The organism is Merdimonas faecis (assembly GCF_001754075.1).
Classification (GTDB): domain Bacteria; phylum Bacillota; class Clostridia; order Lachnospirales; family Lachnospiraceae; genus Merdimonas; species Merdimonas faecis.
Genome location: NZ_MIEH01000025.1, coordinates 126,339 through 152,318 on the forward strand (window position 1 = coordinate 126,339; position 25,980 = coordinate 152,318).

The following is a 25,980-nucleotide window of genomic DNA, read 5'->3' on the forward strand; positions in this document are numbered from 1 at the left end:
AAGTCATGAGATATCAGATCCAGCTGAAGTTTTCGCGTCCGGCTCCCAGTTCAAAGTGATATTTGACGATACCCAGGTCGATTTTGGAATAGAATCCCATTCCGGCCCGGGCAGATACGATCTTTCCATTCAGTGTGAACTGATATTTCTGCTGGTTCATGGCTGTTGGGGCAAGAAGGGAAGCTTCCACGCCGGATCTGAACCAATTAGGCATTGGACCGTCAGCCTTTGCGACCTGATCGACAGACTTAGACTTGTGCGGAACGCCCTGATTTTTGCCGTAGCCAAGAGAGATGACAATACACAGTTTTTCCCCGGCATCTACAGAATAAGCAGATTTGACCTTGCTGTAGGTCATGGCAACCCAGCAGGTGTTAAGGCCCAGCTGCTGAGCTTTTAATACCAGGCGTTCACCATAGTAGCCGCAGGTCTCTTCTAAGGCAGGACCCTTTTTCCCGACCATTGCGATATAGTTTGTCACTCCGCTGAATTTCCCATAGTGGGCCATAAAGCCGTCAAAAGCTTTGGGTTCATTTTTAACCAGCTGGATGTGGAGACCGCTTTCCTGGTTGCAGGCATCAATTTCCTCCGTCAGAAGACGGATCACCTCTTCATCCAGCGTCTGATCAGTATATTGGCGCACACTGTGTCGTTCTTTCATTGCTTCCATTAAATCCATTGTGATATTCCTTCCGTTTGGTTTATTTGATTAAACCAATAAACATTATAGCATAGGATATTTAAAATGCTACATTGGGAAAGAAAATCGAGACGAAATGAGACTGATGACCGGGAATGGTCATCAATAAATATTGCAGATGGAAAACAGGTGGAATCTGCGGTATGATAAGAAGCAGCAGAATACATTTTGGAAAGAAGGAATGTAAGATGTGGCTTCTATATGCCGCAGGTTCCGCTTTTTTTGCCGGGGTGACGTCGATCCTGGCAAAATGTGGGATCAGAAAAACAGATTCTACTGTAGCCACGGCAGTCCGTACGGTAGTGGTTCTTGTCTTTGCATGGATTTCGGATATGAATATAAAGAAATCACGGCGGATATGGGACAGATTTCCTTCCTGATCGACGGTTATGTAAATTTTGGCTGGGAGGTGGATGAAAATGTAGCCCAGCCAGCTTTGGAAACCTTCCCAAAAAGGGCAGGGGCCATGCAGCACAAAAAGGCAGTGCTTCGGTTGAAGCGAGATCGTAAGATCATCAATAAGACGGAACTTACAAGGCTTCAGAGACATTATGAGGCGTGCATTGCCGAAATCCAGTATCTGGAGAATAAGAAAACTTCTGCGCCCTCTATCCTGGCGATCACGGTAGGGATCCTGGGGACGGCATTTATGGCCGGCTCCACGTTTGCGGTAACGGCGCAGACTCCGCATATCATACTTTGCACTGTGCTGGCAGTTCCGGGATTTATAGGATGGATCCTTCCATATTTTTTGTATAAAAGAGCTGTGAGGAAGGAAACAGAAAAGCTGACTCCCCTGATCGAAGAAAAATATGACGAGATCTACGAAATCTGTGAAAAGGGAAGTAAACTTTTAACTTAATTATGGAACCATGAAGTTACCGGTGGGCGTTCAGAAAAGCCTGACGGATTTCTTCTGGCATCTCCTCCGGGGACATGGCGGTGATGCGGTCCTCGGTGCCATCCTTTATGGCCTCTTCATAATACCAGCATTTGAATTTCAACATATCCAGTACACGGTTCAACCGTTCAATTTCCATTTCTACAGCTGCCTTCTGGCGAACAAACAGATCCAGCCGTTTAGGATAGGTTTTGCTGCCTTCCGTACACCATTCCATAAACTGTTTAATATCCTTGATTTCCATGCCGGATTTCTTCAGACATTCAATGACACGTATGGCTTCCAGCTCTTTTTCGCCAAATCTTCGGATGCCGGAGGTGCGCTGTATATCAGGAAACAAGCCTTCTTTATCGTAATAGCGAAGAGTGGATATGGGAATGTCAAACATTTGGGATACCTGTCCTATGGTATACATCATAATGATTCCTCCTTCGATAACAATTTGCAAAAAATCTTAACCTGAAGTGAAGTCTAGGTTTTGCGATAAGCTTACCAAAAAGAAAGGTATTTGTCAAAAAAATAAATGTAACTATTGACATTACAACATGTACGTGCTATTTTAATGCTGAAAGATGTAACAATAAATATTACAATGAAACCAAGGAGGACTTGAACATGGAAAAAGTAGTAGAATTTTTACAGGCAAACCCAGTACAGTATCTGGCAACAGTAGGGAGGGATAACAAGGCAAAGGTACGTCCTTTTATGTTCCTCTTCGAACAGGAGGGAAAACTCTGGTTCTGTACCAATAATACGAAGGATGTATACAAAGATATGCAGGCCAATCCTGAGATCGAGGTATCTGTATCTGACCCGACCTATGCATGGCTTCGTCTTCACGGAACAGCTGTGTTTGAGAACAATATGGAAGTCAAGGAAGGCGCTATGAATAACCCCATCGTAAAAGGGCAGTATGAGACGGCAGACAACCCGATCTTCGAAGTGTTCTACATTCAGGATGCACATGGCATCATTGCAGATTTCTCCGGAAATCCGCCCTATGAATTTTAGCATATAACGGTATTGCGCTTTCCCTGAAACGAGGTGTGTGTTTATGAATACAAGAGAATATCTGAAGTTATTAAAAGAAGACATTCATTCCACTGTCATTGCCACTGTGGATGAAGAAGGGAGACCGGTTGCCAGGGTCATTGATATCATGCTGACGGACGAGAACAGCCTGTATTTTATCACGGCAAAAGGAAAGTCCTTTTATGAACAGCTTAAGAAACATCCTTATGTTGCCATTAGCGGCATGTGCGGAGGAGAAGGTACCATGAATAAAAAGGCGGTCTCCATACGGGGGAAAGCGGTGAATATCGGATCCGGAAAATTAAAGGAAGTCTTTGAGGAAAATCCTTATATGGCTGAGATATATCCCCAGGAGGAGAGCCGGAAGGCTTTAGAGGTATTCCGTGTGGCGGAAGGGACCGGGGAATTTTTCGATCTGTCAGTCAAACCGATCTTCCGGGACATGTTTGTCCTGGGAGATCGGGCGGCAGAGGCTGAAGATAGCTCATCGCACAGACAAGGAGGATTCTTTATCACAGACCGGTGCCGGGGATGCCGCATCTGTTACAGCAAATGCCCACAGAAATGTATCGATCTGTCGGTAAAGCCTCTGGTGATCCGGCAGGAACACTGCCTTCACTGCGGCAGCTGCATGGAGGCCTGTCCCTTTGGAGCGATAGAAAGACGGTAAAAGGAGAGAGGAGAAGAACAATGGCAATTCATGGATGGAGCAAACAGACCAATACAAAAAAGATTGATTTCTCACGTTTCCTGTGCAGTACGCCTGCAAGAGATTATATATTTCAGGATACGCCCTATGAGAACCAGATCCGGGAGGCAGCAGAGCTTCTTTCCAGGGCAGATGCAGTACTCATCGGCGGAGGGGCCGGGCTTTCTACAGCGGCTGGTTTAAGCTATGGCGGGCAGCGGTTTCAGGAAAATTTCGGCGAGTTCATCGAAAAATATGGCGCTTCCTATATGACAGATATGTATAGTGCGGGTTTTTATCCCTTTCCTACAGAGGAGGAAAAATGGGGATACTGGTCCAAACATGCATATCTGAACCGAATTGAGCCAGAGGCGCTTCCGCTTTATCAGCAGATTTTTGAACTGGTAAAGGAAAAACCGCATTTTGTCCTGACCACCAATGTGGATTATCAGTTCTGGAAAGCCGGATTCTCGGATGAAAGGATCTTTGCCACCCAGGGAGACTATGGAGAGATTCAGTGCGCGCGGGGATGCCACGACAAAGTGTATGATGCAAAAGAGCTGTTTGGAAAAATGGGAGAAGCAAGAAAAGACTGTAAAATCCCGTCAGAACTGGTTCCCAAATGTCCGGTCTGTGGCGGGAACATGGCCATGCATCTGCGGTGCGACCAGTATTTTGTAGAGGATGCGCATTGGAATGAAGCTGCCGGGCGGTATGAAGAATTTCTGGAAGCGCATCAGGCGGAGAGAGTCGTCTTGCTGGAGCTGGGCGTGGGATTTAATACTCCGGTAATCATACGCCTTCCTTTTGAGAAGATGATACGAGAGCATGAAAACTGGTCTATGATCCGTATGAACCTTGATGAGGCGGTCGTACCGGCAAGCTTTGGAGAGCGGGCGGTAGGCATCAATGCTGATCTGGCAGATGCCGTCCGGGACCTGTCAGGATGTGTGAAGGAAATAGAAGATGGCGTGACAGCCCCTGGAAATGAGGTGGACAAAAAATGACGCAGAATGAAAGACGAGAGTATCTGATCAGAGTATTGCTGTCAGAAGTTCCGCAATACAGTGATATGAAGATACCAGACCAGGAGGACGGGCAAAAAAAGCTTCTTCGGAGTCTTATGAATATCCGGCCTCCCCGCCCGATCAGTGAGGAGTTTCTTAGAATTCAGGATGAGTATTTAGGTGAAGAGGTTGAGAGAAAAGGAGTGACAGACAGTGCCCTGCTTCCGGCTTCTTCTCTTGACAGCCACCTGGTACTTTGGCGAGGGGATATTACAACATTAAAGATTGATGCCATCGTAAATGCGGCAAACAGCGCCCTTAGGGGATGTTTTGTTCCCTGTCATTCCTGTGTGGACAATATCATTCACAGCGTAAGCGGTATACAGCTTCGTTTGGCCTGTGACGAAATTATGAACAGGCAAGGATATGATGAGCCGACGGGAAAAGCGAAGATTACCCCTGCGTATAATCTGCCTTCCCAATATGTGATCCATACTGTCGGACCGATCGTATCAGGGAGCCTGACAAAGGAGCACTGCAGGCAGCTTGCGGATTGTTACAGGTCCTGTCTGGAGATTGCAAAAGATCACGGACTGAAGAGCATTGCATTCTGCTGTATTTCTACAGGAGAATTTCATTTCCCGCAGAAGAAGGCGGCAGAAATTGCAGTTCAGACAGTCCTGGAGGAGCTGGATAGAGACACCTCCATCGAAAAGGTTGTGTTCAATGTCTTCAAACAAGAAGATTATGATATTTACCAGGAACTCTTGGGCGCTTTAGAGCTTTACAGAACTGAATAGATCCTCTATACTATAAAGACACGAAAGATTTAGGATAGAGGTAAAGAACAAGATATGGTGGATTTTTTTCAGAGTGCAGGAAGTGGTTTTAGAGAAGCTTTTTATGCGGTATTCAATGTATTATGGGGAGATTTTATTACAATACCCCTTCCGGGCGGCGGTCAGCTTGGAATCTCACTGCTGGTGATGATTCTGATCCCGTCCGGGATTTATTTTACGATCCGGAGCAGATTCATGCCATTCCGGCTTTTTCCAGAAATGATACGGGTGGTTACAGAAAAGAAAACGAGCGGAAAGTATGGTACTATTTCCGGCGTGCAGGCATTGATCGTATCCACGGCCACAAGGGTAGGAATGGGAAACCTGGTGGGCGTGGTGGCAGCGATTTCTGCAGGAGGAGCAGGGGCTGTGTTCTGGATGTGGCTGATCGCTCTTCTGGGCTCCTCTACAGCGTTTGTGGAAGCAACCCTGGCTCAGCTATATAAAGAAAAAGATCCGCTTTACGGAGGATACCGGGGTGGACCAGCTTACTATATTCACTGTCTTTTCAAGAAAAAACGGGGCGGAAAGAAATCAATCCTTGCTTGTCTGTTTGCGGTTTCCGGACTGGTCTGCTGGTGCGGGATCAGTCAGGTGATCGGAAATTCGGTTTCCTCGGCATTTGAAAATGCCTTCCAGATCCCGCCTCTTGTAACGACGGTTTTGCTGGTGGCGCTGGCAGCGGTGATCGTTTTGAGGAAAAATGCTACGGTTCGGGTACTGGACATTATGGTTCCGGTTATGGCTGTTTTTTATCTTCTGATTACCTTTTATATTATTCTTACAAACATTACGACATTGCCGGGAGTTTTTCAGAGAATTTTTGAAGAAGCCTTCGGGATACGTCAGGTGGTGTCAGGAGGACTTGGAGCTGTTATTATGAACGGAGCGAAACGAGGTCTGTTTTCGAATGAGGCAGGTTCCGGTTCGGCGCCCTGTGCAGCGGCGGCAGCAGACAGCAGCCACCCGGCTAAGGTAGGATTGCTTCAGGCTTTAGGCGTGTTTATTGATACGCTGGTGATCTGCAGCTGCACGGCTATGATCATGCTCCTGACTCCGGAGGCCATGACGTCTGGACTGGAGGGGATGGCTCTCTTGCAGACAGCAATGCAGTACCATATGGGAAATGCGGGAGGAATCTTTATTGCTTTGATTATCTGGCTGTTCAGTTTCTCTACATTTATAGGGATCCTGTTTTATGCAAGGTCGAATATTGCATATCTTTTCGGGGACAATTGGATTTCCCAGACATTGTATAAGATACTGGCTCTCATTATGCTCTTTATCGGCGGGCTGGCGGCGTATTCTTTCGTCTGGGATCTGGGAGATTTTGGAGTCGGACTGATGACCATTTTTAATATGATCGCACTCTTCCCACTGGCGCCCCAGGCGATGAAGGCTCTGAGAGATTACGAGCAGCAAAGGGCCTTGGAAAAGGTGAAGCGGAAAGGAGTTGAAAATTAATGCAGATTTCGAGCAGATTTACCATAGCCATCCATATGCTGACCTGTATGGAGACATTTAAAGAGGATTATAAAATTACCAGTGATTTTCTGGCGTCCAGTATCAACGTGAATCCAGTGATCATTCGCCGGATCCTTTCCCAGTTAAGAGACGCCGGTATGATCGAGGTAAAGCGGGGAACCGGCGGAGCATCAGTCGTAAAGCCGCTTTCTGAGATCACCTTCCTAGATGTATATCAGGCGGTGGAATGTATCGAGGAAAACACCCTCTTTCATTTTCATGAAAATCCGAATCCGTCCTGTCCGGTGGGAAAAAATATCCACAACATCCTGGATGATAAGCTTCTTAGAGTGCAGCAGGCCATGGAGAGGGAACTTGCCTCTATCACACTGGAAGATGTGATGGGGGATCTGGAAAAATATCTATAAAAAAGGAGAATCGTTTATGACGAAAAAGACATTACGACTGACATTCCCGCAGTGGCAGGGAGGAATCAATCCGCCCTACTACGAAGGTAGCCATATCCTGGACTGGCTTGCTCCCAAAAGTGATTCTATGGAGTGTGCTAAAGTCCCGGTCAAGACAAATTTTGACGACGAGGTACCGGTGACGGACGGCATTGCCTGGAAGGAAGAGCTTCTTGAGCAGCAGAAAGCCGCCTATGCTATCTGCGAGGAGAAAGATCCGGACCGGATCATCGTGCTGGGTGGCGACTGTTCGGTGGAGCAGGCTCCTTTTGACTACCTGCATGGGAAATATCCGGAAGATACGGCCGTGATCTGGATGGATGCCCATCCGGATTTTACCAGGCCGAAAGATGCTCCCAATGAACACTCTATGGTGCTGGGGAATCTGATCGGTGACGGCGCACCGGATTTTGCGGCCATGGTAAAGCATCCGTTTCGGAAAGAGGATATCATTTATGCCGGAATCATTGCGGATCATCTGGAAAGCTGGGAGGAAGAGTATCAGAAGGAATATCAGATGAAGTTTCTTACACCTGATCAGCTTTTGGATGACAGCGAAGCGTTGCTTGCCTGGCTCAGGGAAGGCGGCTACCGGCATGTGATGATCCACTGGGATCTGGACGTGCTCTCTCCGGAGGATTTCCGCTGCCTTCTCTGTGCAGAGCCGCATATTCCGCCTGTGGAGTATGCGGTAGGAGAGATGACTCTGGACCAGATCTTGCGGATCATCCAGGATGTGTCAAAGGAATTTGATGTTGTAGCTCTTGGAATCACAGAATTTATCCCCTGGGATATCATGCGGTTCCGGAAGGGATTAAATGAACTTGATATTTTCCGGAAATAACGGTTTGAAAAATCTGGATCACAGCATCATTTTTTTGTATTCGGTTCCCCACTGTTCCATGGCGTCCAGAATGGGCTTCATGGATTCTCCTAAGGGGGACAGGGCATATTCTACCCGGGGCGGGACTTCCGCATAGACGGTGCGGGTGATGATCCCGTCCTCTTCCATAGCCCGGAGACTGTCTGTCAGTACTTTCTGGCTGATGCCTTCCAGATCTTTTCTAAGCTCGTTAAACCGCCAGGGGCGCATAAACAGATTTCTTAAAATCAAAAGCTTCCATATCAGCCTCTGGGCAAAACCGGGGCAGAAGATTGCCTTTGTCGGAGCTACCGGGGCAGGAAAGACGACGATCACCAACCTGATCAACCGGTTTTACGATATTGCGGATGGAAAGATCCGCTACGACGGCATCAATATCAATAAGATCAAGAAGCCGGATCTCAGGCGCTCTCTTGGAATTGTACTTCAGGATACGCACCTGTTCACTGGTACAGTTATGGAAAATATCCGGTACGGCAAGCTGGATGCAACGGACGAAGAGTGTATCAATGCAGCAAGGCTTGCCAATGCGGATGGATTCATCCGTCGTCTGCCGGACGGCTATGACACAATGCTGACCGGAGACGGCGCAAACCTAAGCCAGGGACAGAGACAGCTTCTTGCCATTGCCCGGGCGGCTGTGGCAGATCCGCCGGCACTGATTCTGGACGAGGCTACCTCTTCCATTGATACCCGTACGGAGAAGCTGGTGCAGGCCGGAATGGACGCCTTGATGAAAGGACGGACCACTTTTGTGATCGCCCACCGGTTAAGTACTGTCAAAAACTCTGACTGTATCATGGTTATGGAACAGGGACGCATCATCGAGCGGGGAACCCATGATGAGCTGATTGCGGAGAAAGGCAAGTATTATCAGCTGTATACCGGAAACTTTGCCGCTAATGGATAGATAGAAAGTATGCGTTTGGGTTATACTTCTCTGACGAATCGGCATTTTACATTTTAAGAAAAACCTCCTACAATATGACTTGTAAAGAGAACGAATACAAGTCAAAAAAGTAGGAGGTTTTTATGATGGAATATGTAACATTGAATAATGGTGTTAAAATGCCGCTGGAAGGATTTGGAGTATTTCAGGTGCCGGATCCGGCACAGTGCGAGCAGGCAGTGCTGGACGCGATCGAGAGCGGATATCGTCTGATCGACACAGCAGCTGCTTATATGAATGAAAAAGCGGTGGGAGAAGCCATTAAGAAATGTGGAGTGCCAAGAGAAGAGCTGTTCATCACCACCAAGCTGTGGGTACAGGATGCCACATATGAAGGAGCAAAGAAGGCGATCCAGACTTCTCTTGACAATCTGGGACTGGATTATTTGGATCTGTATCTGATCCACCAGCCGCTGAAGGATTACGTTGGCGCATACCGTGCCATGGAAGAGGCTTACAAAGAAGGAAATCTGAAAGCAATCGGTGTATGCAATTTCTATCCGGCGCGTCTTGCAGACCTTTGTGAGACAGTAGAGGTTATTCCAGCTGTTAATCAGGTAGAGCTGCATCCATTCTTCCAGCAGGAGAACGCCCTGGCCGTTATGAAGGAATACGGAGTTGTTCCGGAAGCATGGGGACCGTTCGCGGAAGGAAACCATGGAATCTTCACCCATCCGGTGCTGACAAAGATCGGCGATAAATATGGAAAGAGTGCGGCACAGGTGGCTCTTCGCTGGAACGTACAAAGAGGCGTGGTCGTGATCCCAAAATCCGTACACAAAGACCGTATGGAACAGAATATGAATATCTGGGATTTCAACCTCACCGATGAAGATATGGCAGAGATTGCGAAGCTGGATCTTGGACACAGCGAGATCGTCAACCATGATGACCCTGGATTTATCAAGATGCTGCATACGATGAAGATTCACGATTAAGAAGGGAAATAAGGAGGACAACAGCGATGAGAAAAAATTTCGGAGCAAAACCGTATTTGTTTCCACAGCCGGTGATGATTATCGGAACCTATGATGAGAACGGGAAGGCCAATGCCATGAACGCAGCCTGGGGTGGCATTGTGGGATCGGATGAGATCATGGTTGATTTAGGAAGCCATAAGACGACAGACAATATTCTTCTTCATAAGGCATTTACCGTCAGTGTAGGCGATGTAGAGCATATGACTGCCTGTGACTATGTGGGACTGGTTTCTGGAAACAAAGAAGAGAATAAGATGGAAAAGGCAGGATTTACCACCACAGAGAGTACATTTGTCCATGCGCCTATCATCAATGAGCTCCCGCTGACACTGGAATGTGAGCTTGTGAATGTCACGGACGGCAGTAAGTTTCTCGGAAAGATTGTAAATGTAAGTATCGATGAGAGTGTCCTTGGTGAAGATGGAGAGCTGAGTCTGGAGAAATTCAGCCCGATCACCTATGATACGGTACATTTCGGATATTACCGCCTGGGCGAAAAGGTGGGTAATGCATTTAAAGACGGAGCGGCTCTGAAATAGCAGAACCGCCGGGAAATAAAAGTTTAGTGGCCGGATGTCCCGAAGAGATTCAGGAGCACACATCCGGCTACTATTAAAATGGTGGCAATGACACCGATGCCGTTGATCTTCTGACCGAAGATGAGTGCCGAGATAATGGTGGTTGCCACGATGCCGCCTGCACACCAGGTAGCATATGCAACGCCCAGGTTGATGTTCAGCAGTGCTTTGGAAAACGAATAAAAGCACAGAACGTAAAAAACAATACAAAACAGTGTCGGTATAAGCTTTGTAAAGCCTTCCGATGCTTTCAGAAGTGTGGTCGCAATGATCTCAAGGATGATTGCGGCACCTAATAATACATATGGCATGTTCATTCCTCCAGTCGTGTGATACCGCAGGATATTATACTATGGGAAAAACAGAATTACAACGAAAGAACATGTAAAGTTTAAAGCATTTTTTGAATGAACATGTCAGTGTGCAGGATCTGGTGAAAGCCAATGCTGTAACAACGTCTTAAACCGGGCTTTTTCGGATTTCAGACAGCAGCAGTAATAGGTGACGTTGGCTTCGTCATCCAGGATAGGAACAGCGATCCGGCCAGTAGTATCTTCATTCCTTTTCCTGATATAGTCCGTGGTGAAGGAGGGAAAGGCAGAATTTGCCACCAGTTCTTCCAGAGGACAACAAAACCTATCTCCCTAATATCGTCACCTCCACGTTGAAAAGCATTGTAGCGGAGAGTGATCACCGGCAGAACCGGATGATCTTCAAGATGGCTGTGGAGCTGGCGGTGATGATGAACGTGGTTGCAGCGAATAACAACATCGATCCAGTGTCACTGGAACGCTTGCGTGGAGAATGTGTCAAAGAAGTCAAAAGGCTGAATGGTGCGTTCTCTTTCGATGATGCGGTGAGTTGGCAGAATGGATGGGAAGAAAATGATTAACAGGCAAGAAGGAGCTTGACAAGAATCAGTTTTTTACGCATAATATATCTAAGATACATAGCTAAGATATATGAAGGAGGGGATTCGGCATGGAAATACCTGAAACGCAGCAGAAGATCCTGAACAGTGCCAAACGCTGGTTTTTGGAAAAAGGTTTCAAATCGGCTCCACTGCGCAAGATTGTGAATGATGTGGGCTTTACTCTTGGTGCATTCTATGGCTACTACAAAAATAAAGAGGAACTGTTCTACGCCTTAACGGACGAGACGGCGCAGGGCCTTGCCACCATTGTACGCTCCATCGGGGAGGATATGCAGAAACTCCCACCAGAACAGATGCTCTATTCCATGCTGGACTGCTATCTGCGTCGCCTTCCGGAGTTGGCAGATTATCTTTGCGCTCACCGGGAAGAAATGGTGTTACTACTTCGCTGTGCTGAGGGAACGAAGTATGAAAACTTCTTTGACAGTTTCCGCATAATGAACATCGAACGGATTACGCAGGGGGTGGAAACTGCTGAGCATACGCCAAAGGCTCTGCTAGGCATCGACCCCGGTTCCCTTGACCTGATGATGCGGGGCTATTTTGATATGCTCGCCCACATCATTCTGGAAACCGAGGATAAGGAAACAATCATCCGGCGGATGCGTGACGTCGCACTGGTATACCGCAACGGAATGCTCAGTTTAATGGAGGAGGAAACGGATCATGCATGAATATTATCGGAACAATATCCTGAAATTAAAAAAGGAAAACGAGGGTTATCTTCGCTTTGTGAAAGTGGAACTGGAACAGAACGCCGGCAAACCTTACAGCGAGGTATGGGAGGAAATCTGGGGCTTCTATGAAAAGAATCTGCTGGAGCATTTCCCTTACATCGGCGGTGACAAAGTCAGCGGGACAAAGAACCTCACTGGCGCTTACATTTTTGTGGCGATGGGCGAGGTACTTAAACGCTACGGTGTTTCTGTGGAGGGTTCGGCACGTCTGATGGTGCTGGCTTATGAGTGAAAGTATCAGGCTATCCCACGCCCCGTCCGGGCAGTTATGAGGAAGATATTTTCCTCGCCCAGGCTTGTCACGAAGATGTATCGAAAGAAAGACCGGGAGAATACGGAGAACGCTGCAAAATATCCCGGCAGCTTTGAAACAAAAACCATGCAGCCGCCTGCAGAGGGCTGCGTCTTTACTTATCATACTCTCGTTTGCCCACTGTCCGATTTCGCAAAAAAATACGGCTACGAAGAATATATGCCCTATCTCTGCAATTTGGACTATGTGATGTTCGGCGTGTTGGGCGTACCGCTGTACCGAAGGCATACCTGCTTTGCCAACGGCGACTACTGTGACTTCAGCCTAAAATCGGGTGTGCAGCCATTACCATACTGGCCGCCGGTATTTACACAGGGGAAAGGTTATCAATAAGAAATATACGGAAACACTCACCCAATTCCGGATGAATAAACCGGTATTACAAATCTGATGAAAAAGGAGACATAAAATGGCATTCAGAAACAATTTCGGCAACCCGCAGGGATTTATAGGAAGGCTGATGCTTTCTGGTATGAATATGGGGCATAGTCCGATGGCTAAATGGGCATTTACACAATTTGATGTCCCTGATGACGGAATGCTGGTTGATATTGGCTGTGGCGGTGGATTTAATATCCGAAGATTATTAGACCGCTCCAAAGACGGTTTCGTTTATGGGATAGATATTTCCAGCACCAGCGTTGAGAAGTCAAAAAAGACGAATAAAAAGAATATTGGCAAAAGATGTGAAGTGCTTCTTGGGAGCGCAGAGAACCTTCCGTTAAAGGATAATTCCATAAAACTTGCCACCGCCTTTGAAACTGTGTATTTCTGGAAAGATCTGGAGAAATGCTTTGCAGAAGTGAAAAGAACGATCAGGCCGGGCGGGAAATTCGTAGTCGTCAATGATCCTGGAGATCCTGAAAAACACTGGGAAAAGATGATACCGGGGATGAAATCATATACACCGGATGAAATAAAACAGATCATGGAGGCCGTTGGTTTCATGGATGTTAAGGTTACAAAAAATAAGTTTATGTTCTGCGTGTCTGGAAAGAAAGGGAACTAAATGAATTGCAATCCTGCATGTCTCCTGATATAATATTAGTTAGTTATCACTAACCTATTTGCGCATAGGAGGGTACATCCATGTTTACTGTTCGTCCATATAAGGAAGAAGATGCTGCGGCCTGCGGGGATTGCTTCTACGAAGGATTCTTTTCATGCTCTGTGGATCAGAACGATAAAATACTTTTGCGTGACTACGCACAGATCCTGATTGAAAAATGCAATTTCACCTATGTTGCGGAAACGGAGGATCATCAGGTCGTAGGATTCATCTGTGGAAAATATGATAAGCGTTTCAGCAAGGCTCTGGCAGCTCAGTATGAGACAAAAAAGCACTATGGCCGTTGGTGTAAAATGTTCCTCAAGTTCTATCTGAAAAGATATAAAATGTCAGCACCATTCCAGAAGCAGTTTGATGCCTTTTTCCGTCAGCTACAGGAAAGGGATAAGGAAACCGTTGGGAAATGCGATCTGGAACTCGTTGCCCTTTCGTCCAGAAGGAATTACAGAAAGGGGTTGGGAACCGCATTGGTCACACAATTTTTGAATCGGGCAAAAGCTGATGGAGCAGATCGTGTGCGGCTTTTTACGAACACTCTTGCATCGTGGGAGTTTTATGAAAAACGTGGATTTAAGAAAGTGGCAGAGAAGCCCTTTCAGGATGGCTCCGGCAATCAGTCCCTCGTTTATGAGTACGTTTTGAAGGAGCATGAATATGAAAAAGGAGACATGGTTCATCAGTGAATCATGTCTTTTAAATTGTTTGATATATACGTTGATGAATATCTGATTGAAATTAAAAAGTCCGTTTGCTATACTTTAAGACAAGATTTGGGTATAGCAATCATTGACTCAGACAATATGCAATAATCTATATGAAAACAGTAATGAGAGTATAATAAGAGTTCTTAAAAGCGGGGGAGAAGATGCATGACAGAAAACCAAAACACAGAATGGAAAGAATCCTGGCGTGATGAGTATTTGAAATGGATCTGTGGTTTTGCAAATGCTCAAGGAGGCAAGATATATATTGGAACTGATGACAAAGGCAATGTTATCGGTGTGCAGGATAGTAAAAAGCTGTTGGAAGATATCCCCAATAAAGTGCGGGATATTCTTGGCATTATCGTGGATGTCAATCTGCTGTCTCAAGAAGATAAAGATTACATTGAGATATGTGTGAATCCGAGCAGTTATCCTGTGAATTATAAGGGTGAGTACCATTATCGCAGTGGCAGTACAAAGCAGCTTCTCAGAGGAGCTGCTTTGACAGAGTTCTTATTGTCTAAAACCGGATATAAATGGGATGCAGTTCCGGTGGATGGCGTTACAGTTGACGATCTGGACAAAGAGAGTTTCGACATTTTTCGGCGAGAGGCTCTGCGAAGCGGTCGTATGACAGAAGAAGACCTGAATATGAGTAACGAGCAGCTTTTGGATAACCTCGGCCTTCTTGAACATGGTAAGTTGAAACGAGCGGCAATTCTCTTATTCCATCGAAATCCGGAAAAGTGGGTTACGGGTGCATATATCAAAATCGGATATTTTGGCGAGGGATCTGATCTACGTTATCAGGATGAGATTCATGGCTCTCTGTTTATTCAGGCGGATAGAGTTATAGAACTGATATATCTGAAATATATGAAAGCAATGATATCTTACGATAATGTTACCAGAATTGAGACTTATCCTCTTCCTAAAGCAGCTGTCAGAGAGGCGGTATATAATGCGATTATCCATTCCAATTATGCAGCACTAGTTCCAATACAGATCCGGATACATGAGGATGCGGTATATATCAGTAATGACTGCGTTTTCCCGGTCGGCTGGACTGTGGAAACATTGATGGAGCGTCATCGGTCACAGCCCTATAATCCAAATATTGCTAATGGATTTTTCCGGGCAGGATATGTGGAAACATGGGGGCGTGGAATAGAAAAAATATGTGAGGCCTGTAAAAAACATGGTGTTCCAATGCCGGAATATACGCTTCATTTAGAGGACATTATGGTGAAATTTACGCCTTTAGGACATCAGGGCATTTTAAAAGATCAAAATGTCCTAATAAATGTCCCATTAAATGTCCTAATAAATGATCCATTAGAGAAAGAAGTATTATCAGCAATAGAAGAAAACTCTCATATAACACAGGCACAGCTTTCCACAAAACTGAATCGCTCTGACAGACAAATAAGAAGAGTTTTAAAAGAACTGAGAGAAAAAGGGATTATCGATCGTATCGGCAGCCGCAAATCAGGACAATGGATTGTAAAATAGGATTTTACTAAAAGAAAAGATATGAAGAAAAAACTTCCGCTTGAACAGGAAATCTATCTGCCGGAATATCTCAGCGGTACTGTTGCCAGATCTTTTTAAAAAGAAGTGGACCAGAGAATATTGTACTGGGATTTCAGCAAAGCTCTTGATGAAAAGATTAAGATGCAGATAGAATTACTTCTGAACGAGATTGTAAAATCAATAAAAAATCGAGAAGAGAGACGAAACAGGTACTTGCTTCCACTCAAGTGCCTGTTTTGCTATGCTGAAAAAAGTGGATTGAAAGATATTATGAAGATGGAGAAAGCTCAGGAACAGGAATACTCTCTCATGCTTAAGCGGGAATATGGTAATCCTTGTTCGAGTCCGAAAAAATTCATTCTTTTTTGCCGCAAGTTGTTGTTTCTGGAATCTAAGAATATAAACTGGGAAGCTAATGCATGGTTTACGGAAAGGCTGAATATTTCAGCAGAGAGATATAGCCGTAGTGATGCTGTTGAGAGTTTTTCATTTTTAGACATTCATTTATCAAAGAATTTTTAAGTTTTCTGGAAGACTGTGGAAAGGTCATAACAGATATTGATCGTAATTCCATGGAAAATATTTAAAAAGCCTGTCCATGAGGCGCATTACTGCGCAAAGTTATAATAATAAGCTGCAGGTCATTTCAACATTTTTGCAGTATCTGCAAGTGACAGATTATATTGGAGAGTTTTCAAATCCGATTCCACTGTATTATAAGAAGAGTTATCCGGGTGTAAATGAAATCGATAACCTGGATCAAAAACTGAATCTGCTGATAGCACATCTTGGAGAATTTCCAGAGAATCTGCGGATTATGAGCCTCATCCTGCTTACTACAGGTATAAAAAAGGGCCAACTATTTCTTTTGAGAAATGCAGATTTTTACTATAAAGATGAGAACAGTTGGATGAAGGTACCGGATACCACCGGAAGTATACCAATTCCGGATATTTTGCATTGGCTTGTTCTAAGATATTCGGATAGAAACCATATACCTGTGGAAAATCTGCTTTTCTTGAATAACGGCAAAAGGTTTACTGCTGAAGGATTTCAAAATGCGATTATGAAACAATGCAGAAAGTCTGGTATCTTGACGAATGTGTATGTGTTTAAAGGCAATGGCTACCAAAAAGAAGTGTGTAAAGCATTTTATAGAAGCGGTACCTCGATTCAGGTAATTCGTGATTATATGGGTTATCAAACAGATGAAATTGTAAAGAAAAATATCGGATTGCTGGATGAAGAACTGGTGAAAAAGTCGATGGAGTTTTATGCAAAAATGGAAAGCAGCCTGGGAGGAAATTTACTGATGGCAAATTACGATAAGATGAACGAGGCTAATCGGCAGGAAAGCAGAAGAAAAATTGAACTTGCTGTAGAAGAAATACGCAGAGCTGCTTCAGCGGGGAAAGATCTATCGGTGTCTGAACTTTCACAAAATACAGGACTGTCTAGAGGCTTCTTTTACAAAAATGAAGAAGTAAAGTCTGTGTTGGAGGAAGAGCGGGAAAAGATAGATCAGGGTAAATTGGCGCAGATTAAGCGGGAAGTCCGGGAGAAAAGTATGGAGAAACAGGTGGAAATCTATCAGAATGAGATAAAAAAGTTGTTAGAAGAAAATGAACGATTGAAAAAAGAGAATATAATGCTGACAAGAAAACTGGAAAGGCTGACAATGAAATAGGAGATCAGATTATTAGAAAGCATGAGAATGCTGAAAAAGTGTGTATTGTGTTAAAATGCTAAAAATAGGCATTTCTTATAAATCGACCGGTTTTATACTCCGATCTGGCTTGCGTACCATAAATTGATACAATGCACCCAACTTGCGTGAATGGGTGCATTTCAAATTTACATATAAAGTTTTTGTTTTCGCTCCTGCAATTAGCAGGGGCTTTTTTTATTGCAAAATTACAAAAGAAAAAGCACATCTTTCCCGGTGTGGGAGCGATGCGCTTCAAATAGCATCCATTAGTTCAAGAAGGATTTGCTTTTGCCTATCTGTCAGGGTACTCCATTTTGAAAAGAGTTTCTGTTGATCTTCGGTCAATTGCGCTTCTTCACCCTCGGCAAAGAATTGAGCCAGCGTGATACCAAATGCCCTGCAAACTGCCTCCAGAGTTGGCAGCGTTGGTGCGTTATTTCTATTGAACATATTTGTGACAGTAGAATGGGAGAGGTTTGCTTCTTTTGCCAGTCGATAGTCAGTCCATCTGCGTTCTTCCATCAGTTCTCTGATTCGTTTCTGCGTATCCATATCATCACCTACCTATCTGTATCTATTCTAAGTCCCAGAATGGTGGTATAATAGTCACAATCGGTAGCTATCATATTTCCTAAAAGGGACTTATGCAGTTATAGTATTGTAGATGATGGAAATGCTATTCACAAAAGACTGGAGGTAGAATAATGCAGGAGCATATTTTTGAAAGAATGGCAAGAGAGAGAAACATTTCAGTTGAGGAAATGCGGGCAATAATTTCCGATAGAATTGAAAAGGGGTGGAATGATAAAGATCCGGTCAAACGGGAGCAATGGAGAAAAATTCCCTGTGCTGGAGAGGTGCCAACACCAGATGAATGGCTGAACTATGTGGTAAAGAAGATAAAAGATGATGGTCAAGAAGGCTTATTACGGAAATATTTAATTTGGTAGTTATATTTTGAATGCCATACATCTGATTGTAGTGAATCGCCAGCTCATGCAGGAGCGTGGCTGCCAGCTCGAAGATAGGCCGGTCAAGGTACTCGGCGCAGAGATTGATTTCCCGATACTTCTCGCCGCGAGACCGTTTCAAGTTTTGTGTAAATTCAAAAAACTGATATAAGATATGTCATTAGTTATTTTGGGCAGAGCCGCTGGCGTTCCATATCTCGTTGATACTGCACCAGCCATACGCCCCGCGCCCTCCGTCCGGCGATACAGTGATGGCTGGGCGGTTCAACTCGCTCTCGTAAAAATGCTCGTTGAACAGGTCGAACATTTCCTCAGTTTTCTTTACGATTTCAGATATTTGCAGCATGATTGCGTCCTCCTTAAAGATATGTTTTATTTCTGTGAGTGACAGCTTACACACCACCGGTCAAAAAGCAAGCTCTAAAGGTCTTGAAACATATCTTTTTTCACTGAGGACAGGAAAAGCCCCGCCGAAGCGGGGCTAATCAAAACAGCAAATTAGGATTTATTTCTCCAATATTTTTTTTAAGTCCATAACGAACTGCGTTTGATGTTTTTTTAAATATGATTTTACAAACGGCTTCATAAAGAATTTCTTTGCTGATACCTGTTCTGTGAAATCAATCTCTGTTTTATCGTCTTTGGAAGTAAAAATGCCAATCCAGTGTCCTTTCATATTGCTGTTTTCCATATCAAATTCCCAACGATTTAATGGTTTAATAAAAGTAACAGTAAATGTAGTAGAATAGCCATCTTTAGTATATTCAATAAACTTCTTTTCGTTTATACTTTCTGTTTTACTTACATCACTACGCCACTTGTTATAGTTCTTAACAGCTAAAACGGTTTCCCATACATTATCAATATCACTCTGGATAATAGATTTGATATTCGTTTTTGCCATTATATCTCATCTCCTCAACTTCCAAGTTTCTGTTCTACAACTTATGATTTAATGTTACAAATTTATAGCCATAATATATTCTTTACTATTTTCATCAACAACAGTAAATCCAGCTTTCTTATACATTTTTACAGCGTAATTACTTTTCTGAACAGATAAAGAAATTTTTGAATAACCAGCTAATCTTTCTACTGACAATAGTTGTTTCAATAATGAGGTTCCAATTCCTAACCCTCTATATTCTTTATAGATAGACATAGCAAGAGATGGAGTATCATTATCAATATGTCCATAGTCATTCATTATTCTAACCCAAATAGCTCCTACCACATTCTCTTGAATTTCTGCAACTAAGGCTTTATCATGTTTTCGTTTTCCAAAGTCAATGATATATTCTTGTAATTCAGGACAATCTATTATGGATTTAGGCGGAGCTTCAATACCGTCTGGAATAAAAATCGCTTCATATAAAAAATTGTCTAACAAACAATATTCTTCATTTCTCATTTCTCGTATTACATACTCCATCTGCTCACCTTAAATTCCAATTTTCTGCTCTACAACTTCCAATTTGTTTTTCTGATTATAGCATATCGAGCTACAAAAGGGAAGCATGTTATAACCCAAGAAAGACCCCGCCGAAGCGGGGCTTTCTCGTTTTACTCTGCGGCAATGAAGCCTTGTTCTTTCAGGCTTTCTATCAGAGCCGGATTTTCCGGGCCGGTCAGAGTTCCTTCCTTATCTACCATGTAGTCACCGATTTCATAGGCGAAGCTGGGAGCCGCCTTGTATTCCGGCTCGATGTTTGTAAATTTGCTTACCGCTACTACAAGCTGCTTGCGACGTACGCCGGTCACATTGTAGGCGGCCTCGATGCCTTCCAGCTCATTTCCTACCGTGGTAGGCTCACCGGGATCTTCCGCCGGGATTTCGTCGGTTTGTGGGCTTTCTTGCGGCGCGGCCTCTGTTTCCGGCTTGGTAGCCTCCACAGCCATAACCTCTGTAATTTCCTGTGCGGCGGCTTTGGTGGCGGCTTTCGTCGCCCGGCTTACTCTGGTGCGGGCCTCCGGGAATACCTCCGGCAGTACGCCTTCCTCATAGTGGATTTCAAAGGTGATCTTCCCGTCCATGTGTACGTTGAAATGGAAGTCGGTCATTTCCACCTTTTCAGCTCGTCCGGCAGCTCGATGTTCTTGTACCGCTTGACTTCCTTACCGTTTACCATGAGGCAAACCGGAACCGCGTCCCTCAGTTTCGCTGTGATTTTTCCTGTTTTCATTATCATTTCCACCTTTCTTTTTTGCTTGGGCTTGTGCCTTGTGTGAGTCACAGCTTACACACCACGGGTGGAAAAGCAAGGCTTTTTTTCATTACAGGATTGCTTTCTATACATTTTTTCTTATAATCAGGACAGCTTTTATGCGCCGGTTTTTGCCGCAAGTTGAAGAATATGATTAGGAAGAATTTCAGCGACCTTTTTCCTCCATCTTTATGGTTTCTTCAAAATTGACTGCTATTTTGATTATGCACTAAGAGAACAGGAGGAAATTGGTATGAAGACAATTTTGAAAACAACTGACCTCTGCAAAAACTTCAAAGGGCAGATGGCCGTAAATAATGTATCGCTGAACATTCAGAGAAATTCTGTCTATGGCCTGCTGGGGCCGAATGGGGCGGGCAAGTCTACCACGCTAAAAATGATTACAGGTATTTTGAGGCCCACTTCCGGCAGTATCGAGTTTGACGGCCATCCGTGGCAGCGTGGCGATTTGACACAGATCGGTGCATTGATTGAAACGCCGCCCTTATATGAAAACCTGACCGCATACGAAAATCTGAAAGTGCGGACAACGATGCTGGGGCTGCCGGATAATCGGATTGATGAAGTCCTGCACATCGTCCGTCTAACCGATACAGGGAAGAAGCGGGCCGGACAATTTTCCCTCGGTATGAAGCAGCGGCTTGGCATTGCTATCGCCTTGCTGAATAACCCGCAGCTTTTAATTCTTGACGAGCCTACCAATGGCCTTGACCCGGTAGGCATCGAAGAACTACGAGAACTGATCCGTTCTTTTCCGGCAAAAGGGATTACAGTGATTTTGTCCAGCCACATTTTATCGGAAGTCCAGCAGATTGCCGACCATGTGGGTATTATTGCCGGTGGTGTGTTGGGATATGAGAATGAGCTTCGCAACGGTGAAAATCTGGAACAGCTATTTATGGACGTGGTAAAACGCCACCACAAGGAGGTGTAAGGAATGAATTACTTGAAAGCGGAACACCTGAAATTCAAACGGACAATTTCAAATAAGCTACTGTTTATTGCGCCATTTTTGACGGCCCTCTTTGCATGGATCATCGGCGGTTTTTATGGCTTCCAGTATATGACCTTTTACTGGTGGTATGCGTTTCTTCTTCCCGGAACTATTGCTATCCTGTGTTCACTTGCCCATCAAAAAGAGGAACGGGCCGGAAAGTATTATTCTGTATTATCTGCCCCTATCAATCTGAAACGGTTTGAATATGCAAAAGCATTGCTCATAATCGAGAAACTACTTGTGGCTGCGGTATTCTTGGCCGCTTTTGCCGCAGTAAGCAATTTGATCTCCCCGGCTCTGGCTGTGTATTCTGCGGGACGAAACTTCGCCGGAAGTATTGCCTTGATAATTGCCTCAATCTGGCAAATCCCTCTTTGCCTGCTTTTGGCCCGGAAAACCGGCTTGTTTCTCCCGATTGCAGCCAACACTCTGCTGGGTATTCTCATGCCTATCCTGCTTGGAAATACAGCTCTTGCATGGGTATGTCCCTATTGCTGGGCTGCGAAAACGGCGGAGTTGCTTATGGGAATTGAAAGCAACGGAACCTTTGCCGGTGTCGCTCTTTTTTCATGGAGCGTTTTGCTGCCGCTGGTATTTTCCGTGATCCTGTATGTCCTGCTTACTCTTTGGGATGCGGCCAATTTTTCAAAGAAAGAAGGGATGTAAATGGGAATAATTGCTCTGGTTCGTGCTGATTTTCTGAAACAAAGGCACACATCCTATTGGGGTATTCATACAGTGATCCCCATAGCTGGGGCTACACCATCGAAGGCAACTCTGGTGATAGTTGCCGTCAAAACAGTTATCCGGTCGGTTACTATGAAATTTATGGGTATGGAACCCCGGCATATTAACTGATCGAAAAGAAAAGACCCAGCCGTGAAACCGGCTGGGTACATACGTCCATATCTGCATACAAGAAGTGTGTTTGAATACGCCTCTTTACTTTTTGGTTAATTACTTTTCAAAGAAGTAACCCATTCTTGGATTGCTTCTGCCAATACATACTGCTGCCGCAAAACAGCCATACCTGTTGCCGGAATGCTGGGTTCGTTTTCTTTTTCCCGTATATTATCTTCCAGATAGGATTTCAGGATACCAACATTTTCCTCAATCTCTGCTATACACGATTTTTGTTTTTCAGGCGGTAAGGAATCTAAATTCACAATAACAGCATTGAAGTCCAAAAAAATGTTAATGGGTTTTGCAGAAATCTCAAACATGAGCCGTTCAAATTCTGCTTCTCCAGCTTCTGTCAAGGAGTAAATCGCTTTTTCTGGCATCTTTCCTTCCTTTACGATTTCACTTCGGATTAGCCCTTTTTCTTCCAACTGAATGGCCTTTTTATAAATGGATGGGGTGCTGATTTTTACCCATTTTGATATGTTTCTATATTCTACCAACTTTTGAATATCGTAGGCACTCATTGGCTCCTTTTTTAACATTCCCAACACGATCAAATCTATGGTAGCCATGTGGATCACGACCTTTCGCTTGTTCTATGCATGAAAGAATACTGTCAAATTCACTATAAATTATAGTATTAGATTTTATACTCCTTGTCAAGGCAAATTCCCGCATTTCCCTTGACATATACTATAAATTATAGTAGTATGATTCATGCGGCAGTATGCTATAATTTATACTACTGTAAATTACACTCACGAGAGCGAAAGGAGTATTACAATGAGTGAACGTAACAAAAAACTTGAACTTTTGGGAAGTGCGCCCATCCCAAAAGCTCTGATGGCACTTGGCGTACCGATTATGATTGGGATGTTAATCAATGCCCTATATAATCTGGTGGATGCCTATTTTGTGGGCGGACTGGGCAGAAGTCAAATGGGAGCTATTTCCATCGTTTTTCCGTTGGGGCAAGTCGTAGTTGGATTGGGACTAATGTTCGGCAACGGTGCAGCATCCTATCTGTCAAGACTTCTGGGACGTGGCGATAAGGATACTGCCAATAAAGTGGCAAGTACAGCCCTGTATAGCAGCCTTCTGATCGGCGCTATTATCATCCTTTTCTCTACAATCTTCCTTAAACCAATTTTGACCATGTTAGGCGCGACAGAAACCATCATGCCGTATGCCCTGACGTACTCAAGAATTTATATACTGTCCTGTGTTTTCAACGTGTTTAACGTGACCATGAACAACATTGTAAGCAGCGAGGGTGCGGCAAAGACAACTATGTGTGCGTTACTGCTGGGAGCTGTGTTGAATATCGGATTAGACCCTCTTTTTATTTACACTTTCAACATGGGAGTTGCCGGTGCAGCAATCGCCACCGCAATTTCGCAGATGGTATCTACACTTGTTTATCTTACATACATTCTGCGAAAAAAAAGTGCATTTTCTTTCAGCGTAAAAGCCTTTTCTCCATCTGGGCAAATGATGGCGGAAATCTTGAAAATCGGTGTACCTACTTTGGTGTTTCAGTTGCTTACAAGTCTTTCCATTACACTGATTAACCGTGCAGCCAGCGATTATGGCGATTCGGTCATTGCGGGCATGGGGGCAGTTACACGAATTACTTCTATGGGGACGCTGGTTGTCTTTGGCTTTCTGAAAGGATTCCAGCCTATTGCTGGATTCAGCTATGGGGCAAAGAAGTTTGACCGCCTGCGCGAAGCAATCAAGACCTCGATCATTTGGTCTACAAGTTTCTGCTTAGTCGTAGGCTTGGCGATGGCCATTTTCTCCACACAGATTATCTCTCAATTTACCGATGGAGATACTCAAATGATTTTAGCTGGTCAAAAATCGCTGTTTGCAAACGGGATCACATTCATTCTTTTTGGCTTCTACACGGTATATTCCTCTCTGTTTCTTGCACTGGGCAAAGGTGCGGCAGGCTTCTTTTTGGGGGCGTGCAGACAAGGCATCTGCTTTGTTCCTGTTATTTTGTTGCTGCCTATGATATGGGGAATGAATGGAATTTTGTATGCTCAACCCATCGCTGATGTGATTTCCGTAGTAATAACTGTTTTTATGGCCGTACATCTTCATAAGGAACTATCTATGACCGAAAAGCAAACTATTCCCACTAACTCAAACGAATAAGCCTGTTTGAAACCGCAAGAAATCAATCCAAAACAGCATATAAGATTATATAAAGATACACCGGACGCATTTATGTGTTGTCCATGCGTCCGGTGTTTTTCAATCAACTTTCCGGGATTTTAGATCAGCAATGACTTTCGGAACAGGAAGGCTCCAAATTAGGACACTAAAATACACCCTCTTGACTTTTGCTATCAATAATAGTACTATTGTTAATAGCAAAACTGGAGGTGTAGTTATGTCATCAATAGATTTAGTCATACTGGGTATTGTACTGGAGAAGCCCCAAAGTGCTTATGATATTCAAAAAGATGTGGAGTACCATCATTTTTCCCGCTGGACGAAAATAAGTGTCCCTTCTATCTATCGGAAAGTGCTCCAAATGAGTGAGAAAGGCTATCTGCAAAGCGACATTGTAAAAGGTGGTAAGTTTGCAGATAAAGCAATCTATTCCATTACCGATAAGGGCAGAGTGTATTTTAAGGAACTGATGGCCTTTTATGCCGCTGGCCCGGTACCGCTGTTATTCGATTTCAACGTGGTCATTTCCAATCTTAACAAGATGGACAAAGCTGAAGCAATGGAGCTGGTTTCGGCTTTGCGCCAGAGCATACAGTCCTCGGCTGAATTAAACGAGGGCTATGCTCAGGAATTTGCAGACATTCCTCTGGTTGGGAGAACAATTTTTGAGCAGCAGCAACTGCTTTACAATGCTCTCCTGGAATGGCTGAATCACTTTGAAGGACAGTTCTTACAAGAATGAGTACCGACTCTAAAAGTAGTCTAACCATTCTATTTGAGGCTCCATTTTGGATTGGCATATATGAGAGATCGTTCAACGGTAAGTATGAGGTGTGCAAAATCACTTTTGGTGCAGAACCAAAGGATTATGAGGTTTATGAGTTTCTGCTGAAGAATTGGCACAAGCTGAAATTCAGTCCACCTATCCAAGCGGAAGTTATTGCAGAACGAAAAATCAACCCTAAACGTATGCAGCGTGAAATAAACAGTCAACTGCAAGATAAGGGAATTGGTACTAAAGCACAGCAAGCCCTTAAACTCCAACATGAACAGTGTAAGTTAGAAAGAAAAACAAAGAGCCGAGAGCAACGAGAAGCAGAAAAGGATCGCCTATTTGCTTTGCGGCAGGAAAAAAAGAAAGCCAAACATCGAGGGAGGTAAGCATCTATTTCATATTTGTTCATTCCTCTTGACTCTCACGTTACGTCATGGTG

The 25,980-nt window shown here is 44.3% G+C and carries 36 protein-coding genes and 2 pseudogenes; 27 read left to right on the forward strand and 11 right to left on the reverse strand.

Annotated features, from left to right (window positions below; genetic code table 11):
- Positions 1–13 precede the first annotated feature (13 nt).
- Positions 14–679 carry a nitroreductase family protein gene (locus BKD12_RS14175; RefSeq protein WP_070089999.1) on the reverse strand — a complete coding sequence of 222 codons (666 nt, stop codon included), beginning with the start codon at positions 677–679 and terminating at the stop codon, positions 14–16.
- A 209-nt stretch (positions 680–888) separates the two neighbouring features.
- Here BKD12_RS14175 and BKD12_RS17585 point away from each other — a divergent pair.
- Positions 889–1,026 (forward strand): annotated as a pseudogene (locus BKD12_RS17585) (EamA family transporter); the annotation flags it as partial.
- Entirely contained in the window at positions 1,020–1,562 is a 543-nt protein-coding gene (locus BKD12_RS14180) for a hypothetical protein (RefSeq protein WP_070090000.1), read from the forward strand. The pseudogene BKD12_RS17585 and the gene BKD12_RS14180, both read left to right, overlap by 7 nt.
- A 16-nt stretch (positions 1,563–1,578) precedes the next feature.
- On the opposite strand, the gene BKD12_RS14185 is transcribed toward BKD12_RS14180, so the two are convergent.
- The gene (locus BKD12_RS14185; protein WP_070090077.1) at positions 1,579–2,016 is read right to left on the reverse strand and encodes a MerR family transcriptional regulator; all 438 of its coding nucleotides are present in this window, start codon (positions 2,014–2,016) and stop codon (positions 1,579–1,581) included.
- A gap of 200 nt (positions 2,017–2,216) precedes the next feature.
- Here BKD12_RS14185 and BKD12_RS14190 point away from each other — a divergent pair, with 200 nt between their 5' ends.
- The 7 genes from BKD12_RS14190 to BKD12_RS14220 are packed head-to-tail and all read left to right on the forward strand — an operon-like array spanning position 2,217 to position 7,942.
- Positions 2,217–2,612, forward strand: coding sequence for a pyridoxamine 5'-phosphate oxidase family protein (locus BKD12_RS14190; RefSeq protein WP_070090001.1), 396 nt, complete (start codon positions 2,217–2,219; stop codon positions 2,610–2,612).
- Positions 2,613–2,655: 43 nt separating this feature from the next.
- A complete protein-coding gene (locus tag BKD12_RS14195) occupies positions 2,656–3,303 on the forward strand; it encodes a pyridoxamine 5'-phosphate oxidase family protein (RefSeq protein WP_070090002.1) in 648 nt (215 codons plus the stop codon).
- A 20-nt stretch (positions 3,304–3,323) separates the two neighbouring features.
- On the forward strand, positions 3,324–4,328 hold the full coding sequence (locus BKD12_RS14200) for an SIR2 family NAD-dependent protein deacylase (protein WP_070090003.1): 1,005 nt from the start codon (positions 3,324–3,326) through the stop codon (positions 4,326–4,328).
- The gene (locus BKD12_RS14205; RefSeq protein WP_070090004.1) at positions 4,325–5,128 is read left to right on the forward strand and encodes a protein-ADP-ribose hydrolase; all 804 of its coding nucleotides are present in this window, start codon (positions 4,325–4,327) and stop codon (positions 5,126–5,128) included. The genes BKD12_RS14200 and BKD12_RS14205 overlap by 4 nt, the downstream gene beginning before the upstream one ends.
- Positions 5,129–5,182: 54 nt before the next feature.
- Positions 5,183–6,631, forward strand: coding sequence for an alanine/glycine:cation symporter family protein (locus BKD12_RS14210; RefSeq protein WP_070090005.1), 1,449 nt, complete (start codon positions 5,183–5,185; stop codon positions 6,629–6,631).
- The gene (locus BKD12_RS14215; RefSeq protein ID WP_070090006.1) at positions 6,631–7,059 is read left to right on the forward strand and encodes an Rrf2 family transcriptional regulator; all 429 of its coding nucleotides are present in this window, start codon (positions 6,631–6,633) and stop codon (positions 7,057–7,059) included. The genes BKD12_RS14210 and BKD12_RS14215 overlap by 1 nt, the downstream gene beginning before the upstream one ends.
- A gap of 16 nt (positions 7,060–7,075) precedes the next feature.
- Positions 7,076–7,942 carry an arginase family protein gene (locus BKD12_RS14220; RefSeq protein ID WP_070090007.1) on the forward strand — a complete coding sequence of 289 codons (867 nt, stop codon included), beginning with the start codon at positions 7,076–7,078 and terminating at the stop codon, positions 7,940–7,942.
- A gap of 18 nt (positions 7,943–7,960) precedes the next feature.
- On the opposite strand, the gene BKD12_RS14225 is transcribed toward BKD12_RS14220, so the two are convergent.
- On the reverse strand, positions 7,961–8,254 hold the full coding sequence (locus tag BKD12_RS14225) for a winged helix-turn-helix transcriptional regulator (protein WP_070090078.1): 294 nt from the start codon (positions 8,252–8,254) through the stop codon (positions 7,961–7,963).
- Between BKD12_RS14225 and BKD12_RS14230 the strand changes: the two are divergent.
- The 3 genes and pseudogenes from BKD12_RS14230 to BKD12_RS14240 all read left to right on the forward strand — a co-directional run.
- Positions 8,223–8,891, forward strand: a pseudogene (locus tag BKD12_RS14230) (ABC transporter ATP-binding protein); the annotation flags it as partial. The gene BKD12_RS14225 and the pseudogene BKD12_RS14230 sit on opposite strands and share 32 nt — an antisense overlap.
- A gap of 125 nt (positions 8,892–9,016) precedes the next feature.
- A complete protein-coding gene (locus BKD12_RS14235; protein ID WP_070090008.1) occupies positions 9,017–9,868 on the forward strand; it encodes an aldo/keto reductase in 852 nt (283 codons plus the stop codon).
- A gap of 26 nt (positions 9,869–9,894) precedes the next feature.
- Positions 9,895–10,449 carry a flavin reductase family protein gene (locus BKD12_RS14240; protein ID WP_070090009.1) on the forward strand — a complete coding sequence of 185 codons (555 nt, stop codon included), beginning with the start codon at positions 9,895–9,897 and terminating at the stop codon, positions 10,447–10,449.
- Between the two features lie 23 nt (positions 10,450–10,472).
- On the opposite strand, the gene BKD12_RS14245 is transcribed toward BKD12_RS14240, so the two are convergent.
- Complete coding sequence (locus BKD12_RS14245) at positions 10,473–10,799, reverse strand: DMT family transporter (RefSeq protein ID WP_070090010.1); 327 nt, start codon at positions 10,797–10,799, stop codon at positions 10,473–10,475.
- A 293-nt stretch (positions 10,800–11,092) separates the two neighbouring features.
- On the opposite strand from BKD12_RS14245, the gene BKD12_RS14255 reads away from it, so the two are divergent.
- The 9 genes from BKD12_RS14255 (at position 11,093) to BKD12_RS14290 (ending at position 17,465) form a co-directional block, all read left to right on the forward strand.
- On the forward strand, positions 11,093–11,380 hold the full coding sequence (locus BKD12_RS14255; RefSeq protein WP_070090012.1) for a hypothetical protein: 288 nt from the start codon (positions 11,093–11,095) through the stop codon (positions 11,378–11,380).
- An 89-nt stretch (positions 11,381–11,469) separates the two neighbouring features.
- Positions 11,470–12,096: a TetR/AcrR family transcriptional regulator gene (locus BKD12_RS14260; protein ID WP_070090013.1), complete on the forward strand. Its 627-nt coding sequence runs from the start codon at positions 11,470–11,472 to the stop codon at positions 12,094–12,096.
- Positions 12,089–12,391 (forward strand): hypothetical protein, encoded by a 303-nt coding sequence (locus tag BKD12_RS17330; RefSeq protein ID WP_242872778.1) that lies wholly within the window; start codon positions 12,089–12,091, stop codon positions 12,389–12,391. Before BKD12_RS14260 ends, BKD12_RS17330 begins: the two co-directional genes overlap by 8 nt.
- A gap of 36 nt (positions 12,392–12,427) precedes the next feature.
- Positions 12,428–12,805: an L-2-amino-thiazoline-4-carboxylic acid hydrolase gene (locus tag BKD12_RS17335; RefSeq protein WP_242872779.1), complete on the forward strand. Its 378-nt coding sequence runs from the start codon at positions 12,428–12,430 to the stop codon at positions 12,803–12,805.
- A gap of 76 nt (positions 12,806–12,881) precedes the next feature.
- Positions 12,882–13,481 carry a class I SAM-dependent methyltransferase gene (locus BKD12_RS14270; RefSeq protein WP_070090014.1) on the forward strand — a complete coding sequence of 200 codons (600 nt, stop codon included), beginning with the start codon at positions 12,882–12,884 and terminating at the stop codon, positions 13,479–13,481.
- Between the two features lie 80 nt (positions 13,482–13,561).
- Positions 13,562–14,224 (forward strand): GNAT family N-acetyltransferase, encoded by a 663-nt coding sequence (locus tag BKD12_RS14275; protein WP_070090015.1) that lies wholly within the window; start codon positions 13,562–13,564, stop codon positions 14,222–14,224.
- Between the two features lie 186 nt (positions 14,225–14,410).
- Entirely contained in the window at positions 14,411–15,757 is a 1,347-nt protein-coding gene (locus BKD12_RS14280) for an RNA-binding domain-containing protein (RefSeq protein WP_070090016.1), read from the forward strand.
- Positions 15,758–16,048: 291 nt separating this feature from the next.
- On the forward strand, positions 16,049–16,300 hold the full coding sequence (locus BKD12_RS17340; protein WP_242872780.1) for a hypothetical protein: 252 nt from the start codon (positions 16,049–16,051) through the stop codon (positions 16,298–16,300).
- Positions 16,301–16,376: 76 nt separating this feature from the next.
- Complete coding sequence (locus BKD12_RS14290) at positions 16,377–17,465, forward strand: DUF6262 family protein (protein WP_070090018.1); 1,089 nt, start codon at positions 16,377–16,379, stop codon at positions 17,463–17,465.
- A 273-nt stretch (positions 17,466–17,738) separates the two neighbouring features.
- Here the strand turns inward: BKD12_RS14290 and BKD12_RS14295 are convergent, their stop codons facing one another.
- Positions 17,739–18,038: a helix-turn-helix domain-containing protein gene (locus tag BKD12_RS14295; protein ID WP_176730978.1), complete on the reverse strand. Its 300-nt coding sequence runs from the start codon at positions 18,036–18,038 to the stop codon at positions 17,739–17,741.
- A gap of 152 nt (positions 18,039–18,190) precedes the next feature.
- Between BKD12_RS14295 and BKD12_RS14300 the strand changes: the two genes are divergently transcribed.
- Positions 18,191–18,436: a hypothetical protein gene (locus BKD12_RS14300; RefSeq protein ID WP_070090019.1), complete on the forward strand. Its 246-nt coding sequence runs from the start codon at positions 18,191–18,193 to the stop codon at positions 18,434–18,436.
- Positions 18,437–18,617: 181 nt separating this feature from the next.
- Here the strand turns inward: BKD12_RS14300 and BKD12_RS14305 are convergent, their stop codons facing one another.
- The 5 genes from BKD12_RS14305 to BKD12_RS17420 all read right to left on the reverse strand — a co-directional run bounded on the left by BKD12_RS14305 (position 18,618) and on the right by BKD12_RS17420 (position 20,640).
- Positions 18,618–18,803 carry a hypothetical protein gene (locus BKD12_RS14305; protein WP_070090020.1) on the reverse strand — a complete coding sequence of 62 codons (186 nt, stop codon included), beginning with the start codon at positions 18,801–18,803 and terminating at the stop codon, positions 18,618–18,620.
- A 159-nt stretch (positions 18,804–18,962) separates the two neighbouring features.
- Entirely contained in the window at positions 18,963–19,361 is a 399-nt protein-coding gene (locus tag BKD12_RS14310) for an SRPBCC family protein (protein ID WP_070090021.1), read from the reverse strand.
- Positions 19,362–19,415: 54 nt separating this feature from the next.
- Positions 19,416–19,889 carry a GNAT family N-acetyltransferase gene (locus tag BKD12_RS14315; RefSeq protein ID WP_070090022.1) on the reverse strand — a complete coding sequence of 158 codons (474 nt, stop codon included), beginning with the start codon at positions 19,887–19,889 and terminating at the stop codon, positions 19,416–19,418.
- 131 nt (positions 19,890–20,020) lie between these two features.
- Entirely contained in the window at positions 20,021–20,491 is a 471-nt protein-coding gene (locus BKD12_RS14320) for a hypothetical protein (protein ID WP_176730979.1), read from the reverse strand.
- Between the two features lie 23 nt (positions 20,492–20,514).
- Positions 20,515–20,640, reverse strand: coding sequence for a hypothetical protein (locus BKD12_RS17420; protein ID WP_278308605.1), 126 nt, complete (start codon positions 20,638–20,640; stop codon positions 20,515–20,517).
- A 274-nt stretch (positions 20,641–20,914) separates the two neighbouring features.
- On the opposite strand from BKD12_RS17420, the gene BKD12_RS14325 reads away from it, so the two are divergent.
- A complete protein-coding gene (locus BKD12_RS14325) occupies positions 20,915–21,616 on the forward strand; it encodes a lantibiotic protection ABC transporter ATP-binding protein (RefSeq protein WP_070090024.1) in 702 nt (233 codons plus the stop codon).
- 3 nt (positions 21,617–21,619) lie between these two features.
- A complete protein-coding gene (locus BKD12_RS14330; protein ID WP_070090025.1) occupies positions 21,620–22,345 on the forward strand; it encodes a lantibiotic immunity ABC transporter MutE/EpiE family permease subunit in 726 nt (241 codons plus the stop codon).
- A 287-nt stretch (positions 22,346–22,632) separates the two neighbouring features.
- On the opposite strand, the gene BKD12_RS14340 is transcribed toward BKD12_RS14330, so the two are convergent.
- Positions 22,633–23,154, reverse strand: a complete 522-nt coding sequence (locus BKD12_RS14340) for a PadR family transcriptional regulator (RefSeq protein ID WP_070090080.1) — start codon at positions 23,152–23,154, stop codon at positions 22,633–22,635.
- 211 nt (positions 23,155–23,365) lie between these two features.
- Between BKD12_RS14340 and BKD12_RS14345 the strand changes: the two genes are divergently transcribed.
- The 3 genes from BKD12_RS14345 (at position 23,366) to BKD12_RS14355 (ending at position 25,927) form a co-directional block, all read left to right on the forward strand.
- Positions 23,366–24,745, forward strand: coding sequence for an MATE family efflux transporter (locus BKD12_RS14345; RefSeq protein WP_070090027.1), 1,380 nt, complete (start codon positions 23,366–23,368; stop codon positions 24,743–24,745).
- A gap of 238 nt (positions 24,746–24,983) precedes the next feature.
- On the forward strand, positions 24,984–25,508 hold the full coding sequence (locus tag BKD12_RS14350; protein ID WP_070090028.1) for a PadR family transcriptional regulator: 525 nt from the start codon (positions 24,984–24,986) through the stop codon (positions 25,506–25,508).
- Positions 25,505–25,927 carry a YjdF family protein gene (locus tag BKD12_RS14355; RefSeq protein WP_070090029.1) on the forward strand — a complete coding sequence of 141 codons (423 nt, stop codon included), beginning with the start codon at positions 25,505–25,507 and terminating at the stop codon, positions 25,925–25,927. Before BKD12_RS14350 ends, BKD12_RS14355 begins: the two co-directional genes overlap by 4 nt.
- The last annotated feature ends 53 nt before the right edge of the window (positions 25,928–25,980 follow it).